Source organism: Asanoa sp. NPDC049573 (assembly GCF_040676615.1).
Lineage (GTDB): Bacteria > Actinomycetota > Actinomycetes > Mycobacteriales > Micromonosporaceae > Asanoa.
The window spans coordinates 312,658-331,743 of sequence record NZ_JBFAPI010000004.1 but is presented as its reverse complement, the minus strand read 5'-3'; the positions used below and the strand labels follow the sequence as shown (position 1 = coordinate 331,743).

General features: G+C 71.9%; 19 protein-coding genes. 9 read left to right on the top strand and 10 right to left on the bottom strand.

Annotated elements, in window-relative coordinates; genetic code table 11:
- Positions 1-16: 16 nt before the first annotated feature.
- Complete coding sequence (locus AB0J74_RS11615) at positions 17-388, top strand: hypothetical protein (protein ID WP_363447237.1); 372 nt, start codon at positions 17-19, stop codon at positions 386-388.
- Between the two features lie 65 nt (positions 389-453).
- Here AB0J74_RS11615 and aceB read toward each other — a convergent pair whose 3' ends face one another.
- Positions 454-1,995: a malate synthase A gene (aceB, locus tag AB0J74_RS11610; RefSeq protein ID WP_363447235.1), complete on the bottom strand. Its 1,542-nt coding sequence runs from the start codon at positions 1,993-1,995 to the stop codon at positions 454-456.
- Positions 1,995-3,260 (bottom strand): isocitrate lyase, encoded by a 1,266-nt coding sequence (gene aceA, locus AB0J74_RS11605; RefSeq protein ID WP_363447233.1) that lies wholly within the window; start codon positions 3,258-3,260, stop codon positions 1,995-1,997. The genes aceB and aceA overlap by 1 nt, the downstream gene beginning before the upstream one ends.
- Positions 3,261-3,476: 216 nt before the next feature.
- On the opposite strand from aceA, the gene AB0J74_RS11600 reads away from it, so the two are divergent.
- From AB0J74_RS11600 to AB0J74_RS11585, 4 genes are read left to right on the top strand one after another with little or no spacing between them, the layout of a single operon-like run.
- Positions 3,477-4,865: a short-chain fatty acyl-CoA regulator family protein gene (locus AB0J74_RS11600; protein ID WP_363447230.1), complete on the top strand. Its 1,389-nt coding sequence runs from the start codon at positions 3,477-3,479 to the stop codon at positions 4,863-4,865.
- A gap of 47 nt (positions 4,866-4,912) precedes the next feature.
- Positions 4,913-6,550 (top strand): RecQ family ATP-dependent DNA helicase, encoded by a 1,638-nt coding sequence (locus AB0J74_RS11595; RefSeq protein WP_363447228.1) that lies wholly within the window; start codon positions 4,913-4,915, stop codon positions 6,548-6,550.
- A 32-nt stretch (positions 6,551-6,582) separates the two neighbouring features.
- Positions 6,583-6,927, top strand: a complete 345-nt coding sequence (locus AB0J74_RS11590) for a VOC family protein (protein WP_363447226.1) — start codon at positions 6,583-6,585, stop codon at positions 6,925-6,927.
- A 34-nt stretch (positions 6,928-6,961) separates the two neighbouring features.
- The gene (locus tag AB0J74_RS11585; protein WP_363447224.1) at positions 6,962-7,495 is read left to right on the top strand and encodes a MarR family winged helix-turn-helix transcriptional regulator; all 534 of its coding nucleotides are present in this window, start codon (positions 6,962-6,964) and stop codon (positions 7,493-7,495) included.
- A gap of 15 nt (positions 7,496-7,510) precedes the next feature.
- Here the strand turns inward: AB0J74_RS11585 and AB0J74_RS11580 are convergent, their stop codons facing one another.
- Positions 7,511-8,410: an NAD-dependent epimerase/dehydratase family protein gene (locus tag AB0J74_RS11580; RefSeq protein WP_363447222.1), complete on the bottom strand. Its 900-nt coding sequence runs from the start codon at positions 8,408-8,410 to the stop codon at positions 7,511-7,513.
- A 15-nt stretch (positions 8,411-8,425) separates the two neighbouring features.
- A complete protein-coding gene (locus tag AB0J74_RS11575) occupies positions 8,426-9,247 on the bottom strand; it encodes an alpha/beta hydrolase (protein ID WP_363447220.1) in 822 nt (273 codons plus the stop codon).
- Positions 9,248-9,397: 150 nt separating this feature from the next.
- Between AB0J74_RS11575 and AB0J74_RS11570 the strand changes: the two genes are divergently transcribed.
- The 4 genes from AB0J74_RS11570 (at position 9,398) to AB0J74_RS11555 (ending at position 12,283) form a co-directional block, all read left to right on the top strand.
- A complete protein-coding gene (locus tag AB0J74_RS11570; RefSeq protein ID WP_363447218.1) occupies positions 9,398-10,204 on the top strand; it encodes an SDR family NAD(P)-dependent oxidoreductase in 807 nt (268 codons plus the stop codon).
- Positions 10,205-10,277: 73 nt separating this feature from the next.
- Positions 10,278-10,571 (top strand): helix-turn-helix domain-containing protein, encoded by a 294-nt coding sequence (locus tag AB0J74_RS11565; protein WP_363447216.1) that lies wholly within the window; start codon positions 10,278-10,280, stop codon positions 10,569-10,571.
- Between the two features lie 233 nt (positions 10,572-10,804).
- Entirely contained in the window at positions 10,805-11,818 is a 1,014-nt protein-coding gene (locus AB0J74_RS11560) for a LysR substrate-binding domain-containing protein (RefSeq protein WP_363447214.1), read from the top strand.
- 69 nt (positions 11,819-11,887) lie between these two features.
- On the top strand, positions 11,888-12,283 hold the full coding sequence (locus tag AB0J74_RS11555; protein ID WP_363447213.1) for a GNAT family N-acetyltransferase: 396 nt from the start codon (positions 11,888-11,890) through the stop codon (positions 12,281-12,283).
- On the opposite strand, the gene AB0J74_RS11550 is transcribed toward AB0J74_RS11555, so the two are convergent.
- The 6 genes from AB0J74_RS11550 to AB0J74_RS11525 all read right to left on the bottom strand — a co-directional run bounded on the left by AB0J74_RS11550 (position 12,270) and on the right by AB0J74_RS11525 (position 19,040).
- Positions 12,270-13,772, bottom strand: a complete 1,503-nt coding sequence (locus AB0J74_RS11550) for an alpha-N-arabinofuranosidase (protein ID WP_363447212.1) — start codon at positions 13,770-13,772, stop codon at positions 12,270-12,272. The two genes, AB0J74_RS11555 and AB0J74_RS11550, sit on opposite strands and share 14 nt — an antisense overlap.
- A gap of 23 nt (positions 13,773-13,795) precedes the next feature.
- Positions 13,796-14,647 carry a carbohydrate ABC transporter permease gene (locus AB0J74_RS11545; protein WP_363447209.1) on the bottom strand — a complete coding sequence of 284 codons (852 nt, stop codon included), beginning with the start codon at positions 14,645-14,647 and terminating at the stop codon, positions 13,796-13,798.
- 2 nt (positions 14,648-14,649) lie between these two features.
- Positions 14,650-15,600, bottom strand: coding sequence for a sugar ABC transporter permease (locus tag AB0J74_RS11540; protein ID WP_363447207.1), 951 nt, complete (start codon positions 15,598-15,600; stop codon positions 14,650-14,652).
- A 24-nt stretch (positions 15,601-15,624) separates the two neighbouring features.
- On the bottom strand, positions 15,625-16,947 hold the full coding sequence (locus AB0J74_RS11535) for an extracellular solute-binding protein (RefSeq protein WP_363447205.1): 1,323 nt from the start codon (positions 16,945-16,947) through the stop codon (positions 15,625-15,627).
- A 282-nt stretch (positions 16,948-17,229) separates the two neighbouring features.
- On the bottom strand, positions 17,230-17,793 hold the full coding sequence (locus tag AB0J74_RS11530; protein ID WP_363447203.1) for a universal stress protein: 564 nt from the start codon (positions 17,791-17,793) through the stop codon (positions 17,230-17,232).
- Complete coding sequence (locus AB0J74_RS11525; RefSeq protein WP_363447201.1) at positions 17,790-19,040, bottom strand: ArsB/NhaD family transporter; 1,251 nt, start codon at positions 19,038-19,040, stop codon at positions 17,790-17,792. Before AB0J74_RS11525 ends, AB0J74_RS11530 begins: the two co-directional genes overlap by 4 nt.
- Between the last annotated feature and the right edge of the window lie 46 nt (positions 19,041-19,086).

Genomic DNA, 19,086 nt, shown 5'->3' with positions numbered 1-19,086 from the left:
GGCGTACCCTCGGGTGGTGGCTTTTGCCCTGATCGCCCTGGTGGCGGCCGTTGCGGCGAGTGTCGCGGTGGCGGCCTGGCGCAAGGGCTCCGCGGCACGGCGCTGGGCCGCGCTGCGCGGCTGGGCCGACGGCGCCGGCTGGCGGCTGCACCCGGGCACCGACGGCGTCGACTGGCTGCCCGCGGCGAGGCTGTCGCTGGCCGTGGTCGAGGGCCGGCACGAGCACCACGAGCTCGCCGTCGTCTGGTCCGCCGGGAAGGGCGCCGCCACCACCGTCTACGTGCGGGTCGCCGACCACGGCGCGGCGGTCGCCCGGTTCGACCGCTGGCTCGACCCGAGCGAGATCGACGAAGCGGTGCTCGCCGCGCTGCCGGGTCAGGCCGCCTGACGGGCAGCGGCCCCGGCGGCTGCCTTACCCGCCGAGGCCACTGCCGCCGGGATCACCGGCAAGCGTCACACCAGATAACGGGCGTACGCGTCGGGCGTGAAGAACGCCGGCAGTTCCTCGGCGAGCGCGGTCTCCAGGAAGATCCGTGCGGCCGCCGGTCGCAGGCCGGCCTCTTCCTCGTCCACGATGGACCGGACCAGGTCCTCGGTGACCACGTCGCCGCCGGCCAGCGGGGTGCGGTGGTGCACCCACTGCCACACCTGACAGCGCGCGATCTCGGCGGTCGCCGCGTCCTCCATCAGGTCGAAGATGGCGGCGGCTCCGGTGCCGCGCAGCCAGCTGTCGAAATAGCGCAGCGCGACAGCCACATTGGACCGCAGGCCGGCGGCGGTGACCGCGCCCGGCGTCAGGTCGACGGCGAGCAGGTCGTCGGCGTTGACCGCGACCTCGTCGCGGCGCCGGTCAAGCTGGTGCGGCCGATCGCCGAGCACGCCGTCGAACACCTCGGCGCAGGTCGGCACCAGGCCCGGGTGGGCCACCCAGGAGCCGTCGAAGCCGTCGCCGGCCTCACGGTCCTTGTCGGCCCGCACCTTGGCGAACGCCACCTCGTTGACGGCCGGGTCACGGCTCGGGATGAACGCCGCCATCCCGCCGATCGCGTGCGCGCCGCGCTTGTGGCAGGTCTTCACCAGCAGCTCGGTGTAGGACCGCAGGAACGGCACCGTCATCGTCACGTCGGCGCGGTCGGGCAGCACGAAGTCGGACCGCTGGCCGAACTGCTTGATGATGCTGAAGATGTAGTCCCAGCGACCCGCGTTGAGCCCCGCCGCGTGCTCGCGCAGTTCGTAGAGGATCTCCTCCATCTCGAACGCCGCGGTGATCGTCTCGATCAGCACGGTCGCCCGGATGGTGCCCTGCGGAATGCCCAGATAGTTCTGCGCGAAGGTGAACACGTCGTTCCAGAGCCGAGCCTCGCGGTGGTTCTCCAGCTTGGGCAGGTAGAAGTAGGGCCCCTTGCCCGCGTCGATCTGCCGCTGCGCGCAGTGGAAGAAGTAGAGCCCGAAGTCGACCAGGCTCGCCGAGATCGGCCGGCCGTCGACCACGATGTGCTTCTCCGCCAGGTGCCAGCCGCGGGGCCGCACCACGATGGTGGCCGGATCGGGGCCGACGGCGTAGCGCTTGCCCGACGACGGGTCGGTGAAGTCGAGCTCACCGTCGAGCGCCGCGATCAGGTTGGCCTGGCCGCCCATCAGGTTGTCCCAGGTCGGTGCCAGCGCGTCCTCGAAGTCGGCGAGCCACACCCGGGCACCGGAGTTGAGCGCGTTGACCGTCATCTTCCGGTCCGGCGGGCCGGTGATCTCCACCCGCCGGTCGACCAGACCCGGCGCCGGCGGGGCCACCCGCCAACTGTCGTCGTCGCGGATCCGCGCCGTCTCGGGCAGGAAGCCCGGGAGCTGGCCGGCGGCGTACCGGGCCCGCCGGGCCCGCCGGGTGTCCAGGAGCGCCACCCGGCGGCCGGCGAACTCGCTATCCAACGCGACCAGGAAGTCGAGCGCCTTCGGGTCAAGGATCTCGTCGTACCCGTTGCCCTGGACCTCGATCCTCATCAGAACTGCGCCTCCTCAGTTGAACCGCGTAGGGCGGTCGTCTCGCCGGTCGGGTTGAGCACCGTGCTGATCAGGTCGAAGTAGCCGGTGCCGACCTCCCGCTGGTGCTTGGCGGCGGTGTAGCCGTGCTCCTCGGCAGCGAACTCCTTCTCCTGGAGCTCGACGTAGGCCGGCATGCCGTCGGCCGCGTAGCCACGCGCCAGGTCGAACATCGAGTAGTTGAGCGCGTGGAAGCCGGCCAGGGTGATGAACTGGAACGCGTACCCCATGTGGCCCAGCTCCCGCTGGAACTTGGCGATCGTCGCGTCGTCGAGGTGCTTGCGCCAGTTGAACGATGGCGAGCAGTTGTAGGCCAGCAACTGGTCGGGATAGCGCGACTTGATCGCCTCGGCGAACGACCGCGCCTCCTCCAGGTCGGGCGTGCTGGTCTCCATCCAGATCAGATCGCTGTGCGGGGCGTACGCCAGCCCGCGCGCGATGCACGGCTCGATGCCCGCGTGCACCCGGTAGAAGCCCTCGGCGGTGCGCTCACCGGTCAGGAACCGCTGGTCGCGCTCGTCGATGTCGGTGGTGAGCAGGTTCGCGGCGTGCGCGTCGGTGCGCGCCACGATCAGGCTCGGCACCCCGGCGACGTCGGCCGCGAGCCGGGCCGCCTGCAGCGTGCGGATGTGGTGCCCGGTCGGGATCAGCACCTTGCCGCCCAGGTGGCCGCACTTCTTCTCGGACGCGAGCTGGTCCTCCCAGTGCACGCCGGCCGCGCCTGCGGTGATCATCGCGGACATCAGCTCGTACGCGTTGAGCACGCCACCGAACCCGGCCTCGGCGTCGGCCACGATCGGCGCCAGCCACTCCGTTTCCGTGTCGCCCTCGGCAGTGGTGATCTGCGCGGCCCGCAGCAGCGCGTTGTTGATCCGGCGGACCACGGCGGGCACCGAGTTGGCCGGGTAGAGGCTCTGGTCCGGGTAGGTCTGGCCGGCCAGGTTGGCGTCCGCCGCGACCTGCCAGCCGGACAGGTAGATGGCCTTGAGCCCCGCCCGCACCATCTGCACCGCCTGGTTGCCGGTGAGCGCGCCGAGCGCGTTGACGTAGTCCTCGTCGTGCAGCAGGGACCAGAGTCGTTCGGCACCCCGGCGGGCCAGCGTGTGCTCTTCCTGGACCGCACCGCGCAGCCGGACCACGTCGTCCGCGCTGTAGGTGCGCTCCACACCGCGCCAGCGCGGCGCGGTCGCCCACTCCTGCCGCAACTGCTCCGCCGATATGGTCATCGCCGACTCCTTACGTCGAAAAGCCTCTGGCGGTCACCGTCGCACAGTTCCAAAAGGACTCGCGAGGCACGGAACGAGCCAATTATTGAAAAGTCCAGGCGCGATTTTGCGAAGTTGCGAATGCCCCTTTAGCAACGTGCTAACATCGCGCCAGATGGTGGAGGTGAGGCCTGCGGTCAATACGCGCCTCGCGGCGCAAACCCGAGGGGAGGGAGAGTGGGCAAGACCTTTGCGGGTGCCCGGCTGCGCCGGCTCCGCGAGGATCGGGCGGTCTCCCAGATCGATCTCGCGCGGCAACTCGGCATCTCGCCGAGCTATCTCAACCAGATCGAGCACGACACCCGCCCGCTGACCGTCCCGGTGCTGATGCGGATCACCGAGGTGTTCGGCGTCGACCCGGCCTTCTTCGCGCCGCACGACACGCCGCGGCTGATCGCCGACCTGCGCGAGGCGCTGCCGGCCCGGGCCAGCCTGCACGACCTGACCGAGCTGGCCACCAAGCTGCCCGAGGTCGCCGAGGCGGTGATCGACCTCTACCGGCGCTACCGGCAGACCGACGAGCAGCTCGCCGAGGTCGCCGGCGACCGTGACGTGGTGGCCGGTCGCAGCCCCCACGACCAGGTCAGTGACTTCTTCTACCGGCGGCAGAACTACGTGCCCGCGCTCGACGAGGCGGCCGAGGAGCTGGCCGGCCGGATCGGCGTGCGGCGCGGCGAGACGATCGAGACGCTGCGCGCCCGGCTGGCCGACGTGCACGGCGTGCGGATCGTCCGCGAAGACCACGACAAGCTCGGCGGCGACCTGCACCGCTATTATCCGCAGACCCGCACATTGCATTTGTCGATGTCATTGCGACCGGGTCAACAGGCGATTCGCCTCGGTGCGCAGATCGGCATGCTGGAGTTCGCCGACACGATCGACGAAATCATCGAGGAAGAGAAGTTCGACGACATCCAGACGCAGATTCTCACCCGGGTCGGGCTGGCCAACTATTTCGCCGCCGCGCTGATCCTGCCCTACGGGGTGTTCCTCGCGACGGCCGAGCGGATGCGCTACGACATCGGCCTGCTGACCGAGCACTTCGGGATGGGCTGGGAGAGCGTCTGCCACCGCCTGTCGACCCTGCAGCGGCCCAAGGCGCGCGGGGTGCCGTTCTCGTTCGTCCGGGTCGACCGCGCCGGCAACATGTCCAAGCGCCAGTCGGCGACCGGGTTCCCGTTCTCCCGGTCCGGCGGCACGTGTCCACTCTGGAACGTCTACGAGGCGTTCAACGCGCCCGGCCGGGTGATCACTCAGGTCGCGGCGATGCCCGACGGCCAGCGCTACCTGTGGATCGCCCGCACGGTCATCCACCAGCACGCCGGCTACGGCCAGCCGGGCAAGGCGTTCGCGATCGGCCTCGGCTGCGAGATCCGGCACGCCGGCCGGCTGGTCTACTCGGCCGGGGTCGATCTCGACGCGGTCGACGGCGCCACCCCGATCGGGCCGGGCTGCCGCACCTGCGAGCGGCTGACCTGCCCGCAGCGCGCCGCCGCCCCGATCGGCCGCCGGCTCGATCTTGACGAGAACCGCAGCACGTTCATCCCGTATCCCTTGTTGGGCTGAGCCGCTAACGGGCTCGGCCGGCGACGGGCTGACGTAGCCTCGGTCTGATGGAAGAGATCGACCGCGTGGCCCGGGCCGTGTTCGGGTTCGACCTGCGGCCGGGCCAGCGGGCCGCCGCCGAGTCGGTCGCCGCGGGCCGCGACACCCTGGCCGTGCTGCCCACCGGCAGCGGCAAGAGCGCGATCTACCAGGTGTGCGGGCTGGTGCTGGGCGGGCTGACGGTGGTGGTCTCGCCGCTGATCGCGCTGCAGCGCGACCAACTCGCCGGCCTGGCCAAGAAGAAGAAGCCGTCCGGCGATCCGGTACGCGTGGTCATGCTCAACTCGTCGCAGCACGTGGGCGAGCGGCGGGCGGCGCTCGAGGGCCTGCGCGAGCGGCGGGTCGACTTCGTGATGCTCGGCCCCGAGCAACTGGCCAACGAGGAGTCGATCGGCGCGATCTCGGGCGTCACGCTCTTCACCGTCGACGAGGCCCACCTGGTCAGCCAGTGGGGCCGCGACTTCCGCCCGGAGTACCTGCGGCTCCCGTCGATCGTCGAGTCGCTCGACGGCCCGCCGGTGCTGGCACTGACCGCCACCGCCGCGCCGCCGGTGCAGGCCGACATCACCCGCGAACTGAAGATGCGTACGCCGAAGATCGTGGTCACCGATTTCGACCGGCCCAACATCCACCTCGCGGTCCGGCGCACCCGGCACGGCCTGCCGGAGGATCGGGCGATCGACGACCGCACGGTCGAGGTGGTGCTGGCCAACGACGCGCCGGCCCTCGTCTACGCGCTCACCCACGCGCGCTGTGAGGCGCTGGCCGAGCGGCTGAGCCTGGACGCCTACCAGGCCGCGCCCTACCACGCCGGGCTGCCGGCGGCCCGGCGCGCGAAGGTGCAGGACGACTTCCTGGCCGGCCGGATCGACGTCGTGGTGGCGACCAGCGCGTTCGGGATGGGCATCGACAAGCCGGACGTCCGCACGGTGGTGCACGCCGGCGTGCCCGGCAGCCTTGACGAGTACTACCAGGAGATCGGCCGGGCCGGCCGCGACGGGCAACCGGCCCGCGCGGTGGTGGTCTACGACGAGCGGACGATCCGCATTCCGCGCCTGCTCGCCGCCCGGTCCCGGATGTCGCCGACCACGCTGCACAAGGTGATCGACGCGATCGAGGCCGCGCCCGGCCGGGTCGCCGTCGCCGACGTGGTCGGCGCCAGCAAGGTCAGCCGCCAGCAGGTGCTCCGGGTGGTCGAGGAACTCGAGGAACTCGGCTTCCTGGAGCCCGACGGCAGTGACGGCATGGTCAAGCCCGACCGGCTGCCGCCCGACGCGTTCGCCCTGGTGTCGCGCGAAGGCGGCCGGCAACAGTCGATCCTGAAGTCCCGGATCGAGGCTGCCCGGGAGTACGCCGAGACGGTCCGCTGCCGCCGCGCCGACCTGCTGGGTTATTTCGGCGAGCACTACGAACCCCCGTGCGGCGCGTGCGACAACGACGAGCGGGCCCCCGAACCGTCGAAGGCGCAGGTCGGCCGCCGGCACGAGCCCGAGCACGACGCCGTCCGGGTCCGGCACAAGCTGTGGGGCGAGGGCACCCTGCTGTCCCGCGACGACCACGAGTTGACGGTCGCCTTCGACACGATCGGCTACCGCCACCTGACCCCGGCGGTGCTGGAGAACGGCATCCTGACCGTCGAGACCTAGCTTTGACAGGCACCTGTCGTTATGGTGGGAGCATGACCCACCTCTCCCGCGTCGTGATCTCGACCGGCTCACTGCCCCGGGCGCTGACCTTCTACGGCGACCTGCTCGATCTCCCGGTGGCCGCGTCCGGCGCCGGCCTGGCCACGCTGGCGGCCGGCGAGGGCGTCTCGGTGCTGCTGCACGAACGCCCGACCGCCCCCAGCGACACCTCGGTCGCCGCCTCGTTCGTGGTGCCCGGTCTCGACGCCATCGTCGCCCGCTGGCAGGGCAGCGGGGGAGCGGTCGTCGACCCGCCGGCCGCGCAGCCCTGGGGCGAGCGGATGGCCGTGGTCCGCGACCCCGACGGCCACCTGGTCTGCCTGGTCGATGGAAGCTGACCCGCGACCGGCCGACGAGGTCACCGCATGGTCGATGGATGCTGACCCGCGGCCGGCCGACGGGGTCACCGCATGGTCGATGGATGCTGACCCGCGGCCGGGCGACGGGGGCACCGCATGGTCGATGGATGCTGACCCGCGGCCGGGCGACGCGGTCACCCGGCTGGTCGACGCCGTGGTCGCGGTCTCCGGCGGTTTCACCGCACAGGGCGACGCGCTGGTCGCCGACCTGGGCCTGACCGCCGCCCGCTGGCTGCTGCTCGGCGCGTTGCAGGACGGGCCGGCGACCATCGCGGCCGTGGCCCGCCGCCGGGGCCTGCGCCGGCAGAGCGCCCGGGAGGGGATGGAACGGCTGGAGCGCGCCGGCCTGGTCGCCCGCTCACCGAACCCGGCCGACGCGCGGGCACCGCTGTTCACCCTGACCGGCGCCGGCCGGGCCGCGCTGGCCGAGATCGAGCCGCGCCGGGCGGCCTGGGCCCGCGACCTGGAGCGGACCCTCGACCCGGCCGCCCTCGCGACCACCCTGACGCTGCTGGCCGAGGTGCGCGCCAGCCTCGGCTCACGGTGATCGCCAGGGCACGAGTCAGCGCGCTCCGTCGAACGTCTCGCGCAGTGCGGGCTCCAGCGCGCGGCCTGTCGTCGGCTCGACGAACAGGTCGGCGAGCATCAGGTCGGCCAGGTAGCGGTGGTTGATGCCGGACTCCTTGCGGGCCAGGGCCTGGAGCAGGCCGCCGGAAGCCAACGCGGTGCGGACCACGGCCGCGGGCAGGCGACGCACCCGGCGCGGCCGGCCGACCGCCGCGGCGATCCGGGTCAGCATCTCGTGCCAGGTGAGGTTCTCGTCGGCGACCGGAAGGTCGTCGTCGCTGGCCCGTTCGAGCGCGCCGACGGCGATCTCGGCGACGCTGCGCGCGGAGACCGCGGCACTCCCGCCGACGGGTGCGAGCAGCGGCGTGCGCGACCGGGCCCAGCGCTCCAGCGGCGGCGACCAGTTCGGCAGCCGATCGCCGGCCCGGCCGAAGACGAACGGCAACTCGACCACGGCCACCGGCAGGCCCGCGGCCCGCGCCGCCGCGGCCTGCTCGACCCGGCACCGGACGTAGGTGTGCCGCTCGGCCAGCCGCCACTGTGGATGGAGCCGGTCGAAGTAGGTGTAGTAGGAGCCCATCACCACCCCGCGGGTCAGGCCTTCCGCGCGGGCGGCGCCGAACAGCCGCTCCACGGGCTCGACCATGTCCCGCCGGAACCGTGGATGGATCGGCGTCGCCACCGGCCGCTGCTCCTCGGTGCGGGTGGCGTGGACGACACCGTCGTGGCCCGCGAGCAACGGCCGCAGGTCGGACCCTGACGCGAGGTCGATGGCGTGGTCGACGCCGGGTCGGGCGGTGCGCGCCACCGTGGTCACCCGGTGCCCGCGCTCGCGCAACACGTCGACGACATGGGCGCCGATCAGACCACTGCCACCGACCACCAGAATCCGCACGCCGCATCGTCCACTCTAGACCCGCCCCGTTGTCAAGGTCCGGATGTCGGCGAACAGTCGATCGTGCGCGGCCGCCGCCGCGGGCGAGGTGAGGTCCATGTTCTGGATGAAGCCGTGCACGAGGCCGGGCTCCTGGCGGTGCAGCACGCGTACCCCCGCCGCTGCCAACCGTTCCGCGTAGGCGTCGCCTTCGTCGCGGAGCGCGTCGTGTTCGGCGGTCACGATCAGGGTGTCCGGCATGCCCCGCAGGTCGCCGGCGAACAGCGGGCTGGCCGCGGCCCGGTCCGCGGGTTCGGGCGTCCACTGCGCGACCACCCACTCCAGGAAGTCGGCGTCGAGCCCGAAGCCGGTGCCCTTCTCGACGACGCTGGGCCGGGCCAGCGTCAGGTCGGTGTTGGGGCAGATCAGGATCTGCGCGGCCGGCAGCCGCTCGCCCGCGTCGCGCAGCCGCAGGCAGGCCATCGTGGCCAGGTAGCCGCCGGCGCTGTCGCCGGCCACCGCGACCGGCGCGGCCCAGCGCAGCACCGCGGCCACGTCGTCGATGGCCGCGGGGTAGGGGTGCTCGGGCGCGCGCCGGTAGTCGACGGCCAGCACCTCCACGTCGCACGCGTCGGCGATCCGGCGGCAGGTGCGGTCATGGGTGTCGAGGTCGCACATCACGAAACCGCCACCGTGTGCGAACACCACCAGCGGCCGGGCCTGCGCGTGCGGCCGGTAGTGGCGCAGCCGCAGCCCGCCGGGTCCCTCGCTGTCGTCGACCCGGGCCAGTTCGGGACCACGGGGCCGGTCGGCGGGCGGGCGGCGGGACCGCAGGGTCGACAGGTCGGGCAGGGTCATCGCCGGTCTCTCTCACCGTAGGCGGTTGTGCGCGCAGCAGGATATCGCGGACACGCCCGGACGTGCCGGTGTGGTGCGCGGCCGCCGCGACCAGGCGGCAATCTCCTTTGCCGGAACGGCAAGGACCCCGCGCGCTAGCGTTGACCGTTGATGGACCTGACCGATCGCACCGTCGTGTTGACCGGTGCCACCGACGGCATCGGCCGCGCCACCGCGCTCCAACTCGCGGGCCGGGTCGGCCACCTGATCCTGCATGGCCCGCAGCCCCGGGGCGACGTGGCCGGGCTCCTCGACGGTCTCGCCGGCCGGGTCACCTACCTGCAGGCCGACTACTGCCACCTCGACCAGGTGGCGGGCCTCGCGGCCGACGTCAAGGTGGCGGCGACCGGCCGGGTCGACCTGCTGATCAACAACGCCGCCCGGCCCGGCGCCCCGCAGCGCGAGCGTACGGCCGACGGCATCGAGGCGACCCTGCAGACCAACTACCTGTCGACGGTGGTGCTGTGCACGACGCTGCGGAACTTCGTCGGCCGGGTGCTCAACATCGCCAGCGCGACCCACCTGACCGTCGACCTCGGCCTCGACGACCTGGGCCTGGCCAGCGGCGGCTACTCCGCGGTCACCGCGTACGCCCGGTCGAAGCTAGCGATCGTCACCTACTCCTGCTGGCTCGCCGGCCGGCTCGACGGCGAGAGGGCGCAGGTGGCCAGCATGCATCCGGGCGTCATCCGGTCGCGCCTGCTGTCGCAGATGTTCTCGATCGAGGGCGCCCCACCGGAGCGCGGTGCGGCCAACATCCTGCACGTCGCACGCCTGCCAGGCTCGATCAACGGCCGCTACTTCGACGAGCGCGAACCGACCCGGCCCAGTCCCACGGCCGAGGACCCGGCGGTCCAGCGCGAACTGCTCGACCGCACGGCCGATCTGCTCGCGCCCATCGGCATCGACCCGCGCTGAATGTCGATTCCGCCCATCGGCCGTGATCGGTAGCAGGTGACCAGTGCCGGGAACCGCCGAAGGGCCTGCCACGATGGCCGATGTCGCGCGCACGGTCGGCCCGTCCCACCAGACCGTCTCCCGCGCGCTCAACGACCACCCGCTGGTGCGTCCCGACACCCGGGCCCGGGTGCTCAAGGCCATCGAGGACCCCGCCGCGCTGGCCGGCGAGCTGCCGTGCGGTGCCCGGGCTGGGTTCGGTCAGCGTCGACCAGCAAGACGGCGCCCATCGGATCATCCGGCACCTACTCAACCAGGCGTGTCCATGGTGTGGTACGTCGCCTGCCCGGGTGACCGGGTCGAGGGCAAGGAGCGGGTCCTCGGCTAGCGGGCCGAGTCGCGCCGCGCGGGCGCACCGGTGCACCGGCCGTTGCGCGGCACGTGGGCGGCCGGTGCACCCGATCCAGCGGCGGGCGGTCATGCCGGCCGAGCTGGTGGTCCGGCAGAGCTCGACCCGCTGAACCGTTTCATAATCGCCAGGTCACACGCTTGACATCTCACGTTCATTCGATGAATGTTAGCGCTAACATTCATGTGCATTGAAGAGAGAGGCGCGCCGACATGGCCGAGTTGGGCGCATCCCCCGCCTTCCCTCGCCGAATCGTCAACCGACCGACCTCCGGCGTCCCGGACGCCGTCGCCGCGGCGCGCATCGAGCTGCGCCAGCTGCGCTACTTCATCTCGCTGGCCGAGGAGCTCCACTTCGGGCGCGCGGCCGCCCGCGAGCACATCGTCCAATCGGCCCTCAGCCAGCAGGTCCAGAGGCTCGAACGCACCCTCGGCGTCGAGCTGGTGCACCGCACCACCCGGCACATCGAGCTGAGCCCGGCCGGCGCGCGCTTCCTGCTGGAGGCGCGCCAGATCATCGAGCACGTCGACCGGGCCGCCGGCCTGGCCCAGGGCCTGACCTCGGCGCCGCCGGCGCTGCGGGTCGGCCTGCTCGACGAGGGCTACGAGGCCGCCCGCCCGGTGCTGCGGGCGCTCCGCGCCCGCCACCCCGACCTGGAGATCCACCAGGTCCAGGCCGGCGTCCCCGAGCAGTGCCGGATGCTCGCCGACGGCCGCCTCGACGTCGGGGTGGGCCGCAGTTGCGCTGCGCCGCCGCAGATCGCGTCGGAGCTGTTCCGCCTCGACCCGCTCGGCGTCCTGGTCCCGGAGGGTCACCGCCTCGCCCGCTTGCCGGCCGTGCCGGTGTCCGCGCTGGCCGGCGAGACCCTGCTGATGCCCGACGAGTCCCGCGCACCCGAACTGGCCGAGTTCGTGGCCGAGATCTGCCGCACGGCGGGCTTCGTGCCCACCGCACACCGCGGCAGCGTCCAGAACCTGCGCGCGGCCGTCGACCTGGTGGCGGGCGGCGCCTGCGTGATGTGCGTACCCGCCTCGACCGCCGACCTCGCCGCGCCGGCCCGCTGGCGCCCCTTGGCCCCCGCCGTCCCGCGCTACCCGTGGTCGATCCTGTGGCGTGCGGAGCACCCTTCGCGCGAGGCACTGGCAATGGTCGCCACCGCCCGCGAACTCGCCATCCGCGGTGGCTGGCGCGACCCGCGCGAGCCCCGCGTCGACCTGGCGAGCTGACCGCACCGCGGCCGCGCGGTGCTGGTGCGAGCCGCGCGAGCCCGACGTCGACCTGGCAGGCTGACCGGGGTGACGGTCACCTACCGCTGGCGCGGTGAGTTCGACAACCCCGAGATCGGCGCGTTGCACGCGCAGGGCTTCGGCCATCCGCCCGCCCCGGTCGACTGGCGGGGGCGGGTCGATCGGCACAGTCTCGGGTGGGTCTGTGCTCGTGCCGAGGGCGCGCTGGTCGGCTTCGTCAACGTCGCCTGGGACGGTGGCACGCACGCGTTCGTCCTGGACACCGTCGTCGCGGCGGTCGCCCGGCGGCAGGGGATCGGCGCGGGCCTGGTCGCGGCCGCCGCCGACGGGGCCCGGGCCGCCGGGTGCACCTGGCTGCACGTCGACTTCGAGCCCGGCTTGCGCGCGTTCTACCTGGAATCCTGCGGGTTCTCCCCGACCTCGGCGGGCCTCATGGCGCTGTAGTCAGCCGGATCATGTTCCAGGACAGCGGCGGCAACACGGCCTGGACGCCGGCACCGTCGACCTTGGGTGGATCGAGACGGCGCGGTGTGACCCGGTCCGGGTCGGTCGCGTCGTTGACCGCGTCGGGGTCGTCGTCGAACAGCGCCACGTGGTCGGCCACCGTCAGCGACGGCAGGGCGCGCAGGTCCACGTCCAGCGTCAACTCCTGCCGCTGGTCGCGGTTCACCGCGAAGAGGACGACGCCGTCGGGGGACTGCACCGCCACGGCGTCCAACACCGGCACCGGGCCGTGGATCGCGGTCTCGTACACGGGACTGTTTGGTTCGACCCGCAACACCGTGCCGCGGCCGTGGCGCGACGTCAGCGCGAACGGGTGGTAGCTGCTCTGCCGCCACGCCGGGCCGCCCGGCTCCGTCATGATCAAGCCGATCACGTTGACCAACTGGGCCTGGCACGCGATCTTCACCCGGTCGGCGTGCCGGAGCAGGCTGATCAGCAGGTTGCCGACGACCACCGCGTCGGTCACCGAGTAGACGTCTTCGATCAGGCGCGGGGTCCGCTGGATCGACAGGTTCCTCTCGCCCGCGAACCGGCTCTGGTACCAGACGTTCCACTCGTCGAACGAGATGTTGATCCGCTTGCGGTGCCGGCCGACGGCCCGGACGTGGTCGGCCGTCGCCACCACGGCGTCGATGAACGCGTCCATGTCGACCGCCGACGCCAGGAAGCTGTCGCGGTCGCCGTCGCGCTCCTGATAGTAGGCGTGCATCGAGACGTAGTCGGCCACCTCGTAGGTCTCCGCCAGGACCGTCGCCTCCCACGAACCGAACGTCGGCATCGCCCGCGACGAACTGCCGCACGCGACCAACTCGATCGACGGGTCGACCAGCCGCATCGCCTTGCCGGTCTCCGCCGCCAACCGTCCATAATCGACGGCGGTCTTGTGGCCGATCTGCCACGGGCCGTCCATCTCGTTGCCCAGACACCAGACCTTGATGGCGTACGGGTCGGCCGCACCGTTGGCCCGCCGGCGGTCGGACCAGGAGGTGCCGGACGGATGGTTGCAGTACTCGACGAGGCCGCGGGCCGCGTCGATGCCGCGGGTACCCAGGTTGACCGCCATCATGGTGGCCGCACCCACCGAATCCGCCCACCGCTGGAACTCGTCGACACCCACCTGGTTGGGCTCGATCGTGCGCCACGCCAGGTCGATCCGCGTCGGCCGCTCGGCCACCGGCCCGATGCCGTCTTCCCAGTGATAGCCGGAGACGAAGTTGCCGCCGGGATAGCGCACGATCGGCACACCCAGCTCGCGGGTCAGCGCGGCCACGTCGCGCCGGAACCCGTGCTGGTCGGCGTCGGGATGGCCCGGCTCGTGGATACCCTCGTAGACGCATCTGCCGAGGTGCTCGACGAAGCTGCCGTAGAGCCGCGGGTCGACCTCCCCGACGCGGAAGGCCGGGTCGACGGTGAGCGATGCGAAGTGCACGAAACGAACCCCCAGAGAAGATGTCAGCCCTTGAGACCCGAACCGGCGATGCCCTGCACGATCTGGCGCTGGAAGAGCAGGAACACGGCCACCAGCGGGATCGCGCCGAGGATCGCCGATGCCATGGTGTCCGCGTACCGGATGCCGAAGGCGCCCTGGACCGTCGCGAGGCCGACCGGCACCGTCATCAGATCGGGGTTGCTCAGCACGAGCAACGGCCAGAGCAGGTCGTTCCAGGTGGTCACGAACGTGAAGATGGCGACGGCCGCGACCGCCGGGCGGGCCAGCGGCAGCACGATCCGGCGGTAGACGCGGAAGAAGCTGGCGCCGTCCATCCGGGCCGCCTCCTCGAGGTCGCGGGGCAGCCCGTCGAAGAACTGCTTGAAGATGAACACCGCGATGGCGGCCGGGATCTGCGGCAGGATCACGGCCCAGTAGGTGTTGAGCAGCCGCAGCGCGTCGAACTCGCGGAACCACGGCACGATCAGCACCTGGCCCGGGATCATGATGCCGGCCAGGATCGCCCAGAACACGATGTTCTTGTGGCGGAACCGCATCCGGGACAGCGCGAACGCGGCCATGCTGGCGACGACCACGGTGCCGAGCGCGGCGAGGCTGGAGACGATGAACGAGGCGCCGTACCAGCTCCACATGTCGGTTTCGCGCAGGGTGCGGGTGAACGCGTCGAACGTGGGGTTGTCGATCAGCCACGTCGTCCGCGTGGTCTCGGCGTTCGGCTTGACGGCCGTGTCGACCGCCCACAGCAACGGGATCAGCCAGAGCAGCGCGAAGGCGATCAGCACGCCGGCGCAGATCCGGTTGAACAGCTTCTCGCGGCGATGGATCCGGTCCATGGTCAGTTCGGCGGTCACCATCGTCACACCACCCTTTCCTGCCGGCGGACGAGCGTGAACCACACCGCCGACACCGCGAGGACCACGAGGAAGAACAGCATCGAGACCGCGGCCGCGTAACCGACGCGGTAGTTGGTGAAGCCCTGGTCGTAGACGTACTGCAGGATCGAGCGCGAGGCGAAGTTCGGGCCGCCGCTGGTCATCAGATACATCTGGTCGAAGACCTTGAGGGACGCGATCACCTGCAGTACGGCGACCAGCGTGGTGGTGCGGCCGAGCATCGGGATGGTGATGCCGCGGATCTGCTGCCAGGGGCCGGCGCCGTCGATCGCGGCCGCCTCGTAGAGGTCGCGCGGTATCTCCTGAAGGCCCGCGAGATAGAGCACGAAGTTGAAGCCGAGCGTCCACCAGACGGTGGTGATGGCCAGCGACGGCATCGCCCAGGCGGCGTCACCGAGCCAGCTCGGCGCGGTCATGCCCAGTTTGGTCAGTGCCGTGTCGAACAGGCCGAGCGCCGGTGTGTAGAGCCACATCCAGATGAGGGCCACCACGGCGGACGGCAGGATGTAAGGCGCGAAGAAGGCCAGGCGGTAGAACCACGTGCCCCGGGTCATCCGGTTGGCCAGCAGGGCGAGCACGAAGCCGAGGATCACCAGCGGCGGAGTGGTCAGGATCGTGAACCACAGCGTGTGCCACAGCGACGACCAGAAGTCGGCGCTGCCCAACGCTTCCGCGTAGTTGCCGAAGCCGGCGGACCCGTTGAGCCCGGGCTTGACGAGGCTCGCGTCGGTGAAGCTGAGCACCAGGCCGTAGAGCGCGGGCCCGATGACGAACAGCAGGTAGAGGACGGCGAACGGGGCGAGGAACGCCGCGGCCGGCCGACCCTGCCGCGGTGCGGCGCTCGGACGCGGAGCGGTCGGCGCGATGCCCCGGCGGGCATCGGCGTCGGTCTGTGCTGATGTCTGCGTGGACACGGGGTGCCTCCCACGACGCAGGTGCTACAACGGTGACGGGGTGCCGGCGAGCTGCTCGAGGTTGCCGCGCATCTGGGCGATGGCCTGTTGCGGTGTGGCGGCGCCGGACAGCACGTCGCCGATGGCCGAACCGGTGATGATCTCGAAGTTCGAGCCCGACCCGGAATACCAGCCCTCGGCGTCGTAAGCGGCCGCGTCCGCTGCCGACGCGTAGTTGGACTGCGGGCTCATCCGGGCGTAGTCGGAGCTTTCCGCGAACGGCAGCCACAGCGGCACGTGGCCGCCCTCCGTCCAGGTCTTGCTCTGGTCCAACATGGACCGTACGAAGGTCAGCGACCGGTCGAGCCGGGCCGCGTCGCGGTTGGGCTGGCGGGGCAGCACGAACGTGTGCGAGTCGGCCTGCACGGCGTAGTTGCCGCCGCCGCCGAAGACGTTCGGGAACAGCGTCATGCTGAACGGCAGCTTCGCGGTCTGGAAGGTGGTGATCTCCCACTCGCCCTGGAAGAGGAAGCCGCTCTGCCCGTTGGCGAACATCGCGATCGAGCCCTGGTAGTCGATCGGGCTCGGGAACAGCCCGTCGCCTGTGAGCTTCTTCATGAACTCGAGCACCTGGGTGGCCTTCGCATCGTCGATCACCACCTTGGTGCCGCTCTCGGCGAGCATCTGGCCGCCGAGCTGCGAGTAGAACGACTGGAACATCCGCCACGGCGTGGAGGTCTCGGAGACGAAGGCGAGCGCGCCGCCATAGGCACCGGTCACCTCCTTCGCCTTGCGCATGGCGTCGGTGAACGCTTCCGTGCTGTCCAACGGGGTCAGCTTGCCGGCCGCGTCGAGCAGGCCGGCCTTCTGGCAGATGTCGGTGTTGTAGAACATCACGAACGGGTGCGTGTCGATCGGGATGCAGTAGGCCTTGCCGTCGACCAGCGCCGCCTCCCAGGCCCGCTGGTTGAACTTGTCGGGTGTCATCCCGTGCCGGGCCAGGTCCTCGGGGCGCAACTCCTCGAGCAGGTCGGCGCGGACCAGGTTCTTCATCCGGGTCAGGTGGGAGATGGCCACCTCGGGCGGGCGGTCACCGAGGGTGGCCAGGGACAGCTTGGTGTAGTAGGGGTTGCCCCAGGCGAGCGTGACCGCGGCGAGCTCGATGTCGGTGTGTTCGGCCCGAAAACCGTCGAGCATCTGCTGCATGCGTACGCCGTCGCCGCCGCCGAACAGGTTCCAGAAGTCGAGCGTTCCCGTCTCCCGCGAGGTGGTCAGGCCACCGGCGACCGTGGAGCATCCGGTGAGCGCCGCGGTCGCACCGAGTCCGGCGACCGCGAGCAGCTGTCGGCGGGTGAGATTTCTGGTCATGGCTCCCGTCCCTTCCGAGCCGGCGCGTTGACTGAGCCTCGCCGCCCCACGGACGGGCAGTCCATCGGTTGATCTTCGCAATCACAGATCGCCCGGGTACGAATCCCGAAAGATCGTCACCGTCGGTGATCCGCACGGCGTCGAGCGGCAGCGGGCGAAGCTGGCAGGCGGCGGCGGCGGTGGGCGCCACGGGGCCCCGCGCTCGGCATGCCGCCAGGGAACACCGCACCGGCTCGCCGGCAACGACCGAAACCATAAGCCGACATCGGCGCGACCGATAAGTCAGTGCGGTGGCGGCGGCGGTGCGGCCTTGTGCGGCGGTGCCGCCTTCTTGGGTGGTGCCGCCTTGTGGGGTGGCGTCGCCTTGTGCGGCGGTGGCGGCGGGATGGTGTCGACCGCGGGTGGCGCGGTCGGCCAGACCAGCAGCACCGCGCACGGAGCGTGGTCGACGACGAAGCGGGTCGGCGGGTTGAGGCTGCGCGGCCCCAGCCGGCTGACCGGGCCGTCGCGGGCCACCACGAGCAGGTCGGCGCCCTCGGCCGCGGCCACCACCTCGCGCTCCAGCCGCCCCGTCCGCCGCACCGGCGACGACGGCCGGTCGAGCCGCGCCGCCGCGGCGGCCAGCAACTGCTCGGCGGCCCGGGCCGCGGCCGCGCCGACGGCGGCACCGGGGTCGCCGCGGGTACCGCGCCCGACCAGGCCGGCGAACGCGTCGGACACGTCGGAGGCCAGCGCCGGGTCGATGACGTGCAGCAGCGCGATCGACGCGGACGGCGGCGCCACCTCGGCGGCGGCGTCGACGCACGCCTGCCAGGTGCCCTCGGCCAACCAGACGACCACCTTCATAACACTGTGGATAGTTTCAGAGCCACCCATAGCGCGACAACCGCCGCGAGCAGACACGCCGGCACCGAGATCGCGCCGAGGCGCAGGAAGGCGCTCGTTGCCGGCGGTTGGTCGCGGGCGTGCAGGATCCGCCGCCAGAGAAGGGTGGCCAGCGAGCCGACGTAGGTCAGGTTGGGGCCGACGTTGACCCCGATCAGCGCGGCCAGCACCAGGCCGGGGGAGTGCGCCACGACCGGCACCAGCACGAGCGTGGCCGGCACGTTGTTGACGAGGTTGGCCAGCAGCGCGGCCAGGCCGGCCACCGCCAGGAGGCCGAGCAGGTCGGCGTGGCCGGGAGTGAGCGAGGTGATCAGGTCGTCCAGGCCGTGCCGGCGCAGCGCCAGCACCACCACGCCGAGGCCGAAGACGAAGAAGCAGAACAGCGGGTTGGTCGCGCGGGCGACCTCCCACGCGGTGCGGCGGCGGTCGGGTGCGCGTACCACCAGAGGCACGGCCAGGACGACGGCGCCGGCGGCGGCGATCCAGGCCGGCGCCACTCCCATCGGCTCGGCGGCGGCGAAGCCGGCCAGGGTCAGCGCCAGCACCGCCAGCGCGAAGCGCGGCGCCGGCGCGGGCTCGACCGGTGCCGGCCGGGCCGGCGTGGCGAGGTCGCCGGCGAAGAACCAGCGGAACACCGCGTACTCGACCGCGAGCACGGCGAGCCAGGGCAGCGCCATCATCCCGGCGAAGCCGAGGAAGGTCAGGCCGGTCGCGCCGAAGGCCAGCAGGTTGGTCAGGTTGGCCACCGGCAGCAGCAGCGAGCCCGCGTTGGCCAGGTGGGTGCAGGCGTAGACCTGCGGCCGGGCCCGCACGCCGGCCGCCGCGGCGGTCGCGAACACCACCGGGGTGAGCAGCACGACGGTGGCGTCCAGGCTGAGGACCGCGGTGACGGCGGCGGCGATTGCGAAGACCACGGTCAGCAACCGGGTCGGGCTGCCCCGGGACGCCCGGGCCGCGAGCCCGCCGGCGAACGCGAACACGCCCCACGCGTCGGCCAGATGGGCCAGCACCAGGATCGCCGCGAGGAAACCGACCGTCGGGCCCAGCATGATCATCTCGTCCCGCGCGGCCGCCCACGGCACCAGGCCGCCACCGATCGCGATCGCGGCGGCCGGCACCGCGGCGGTCGCCTCCGGCAGCCCGCGCGGGCGGACCACCGCGAACGCCAGCACGACGGCCAGCAGCAGCACGGCCCACACGGTCGACACAAAGCGCCAGGGTACGGGCGCCCCCGCCCCCGCGCCCCACGACGGC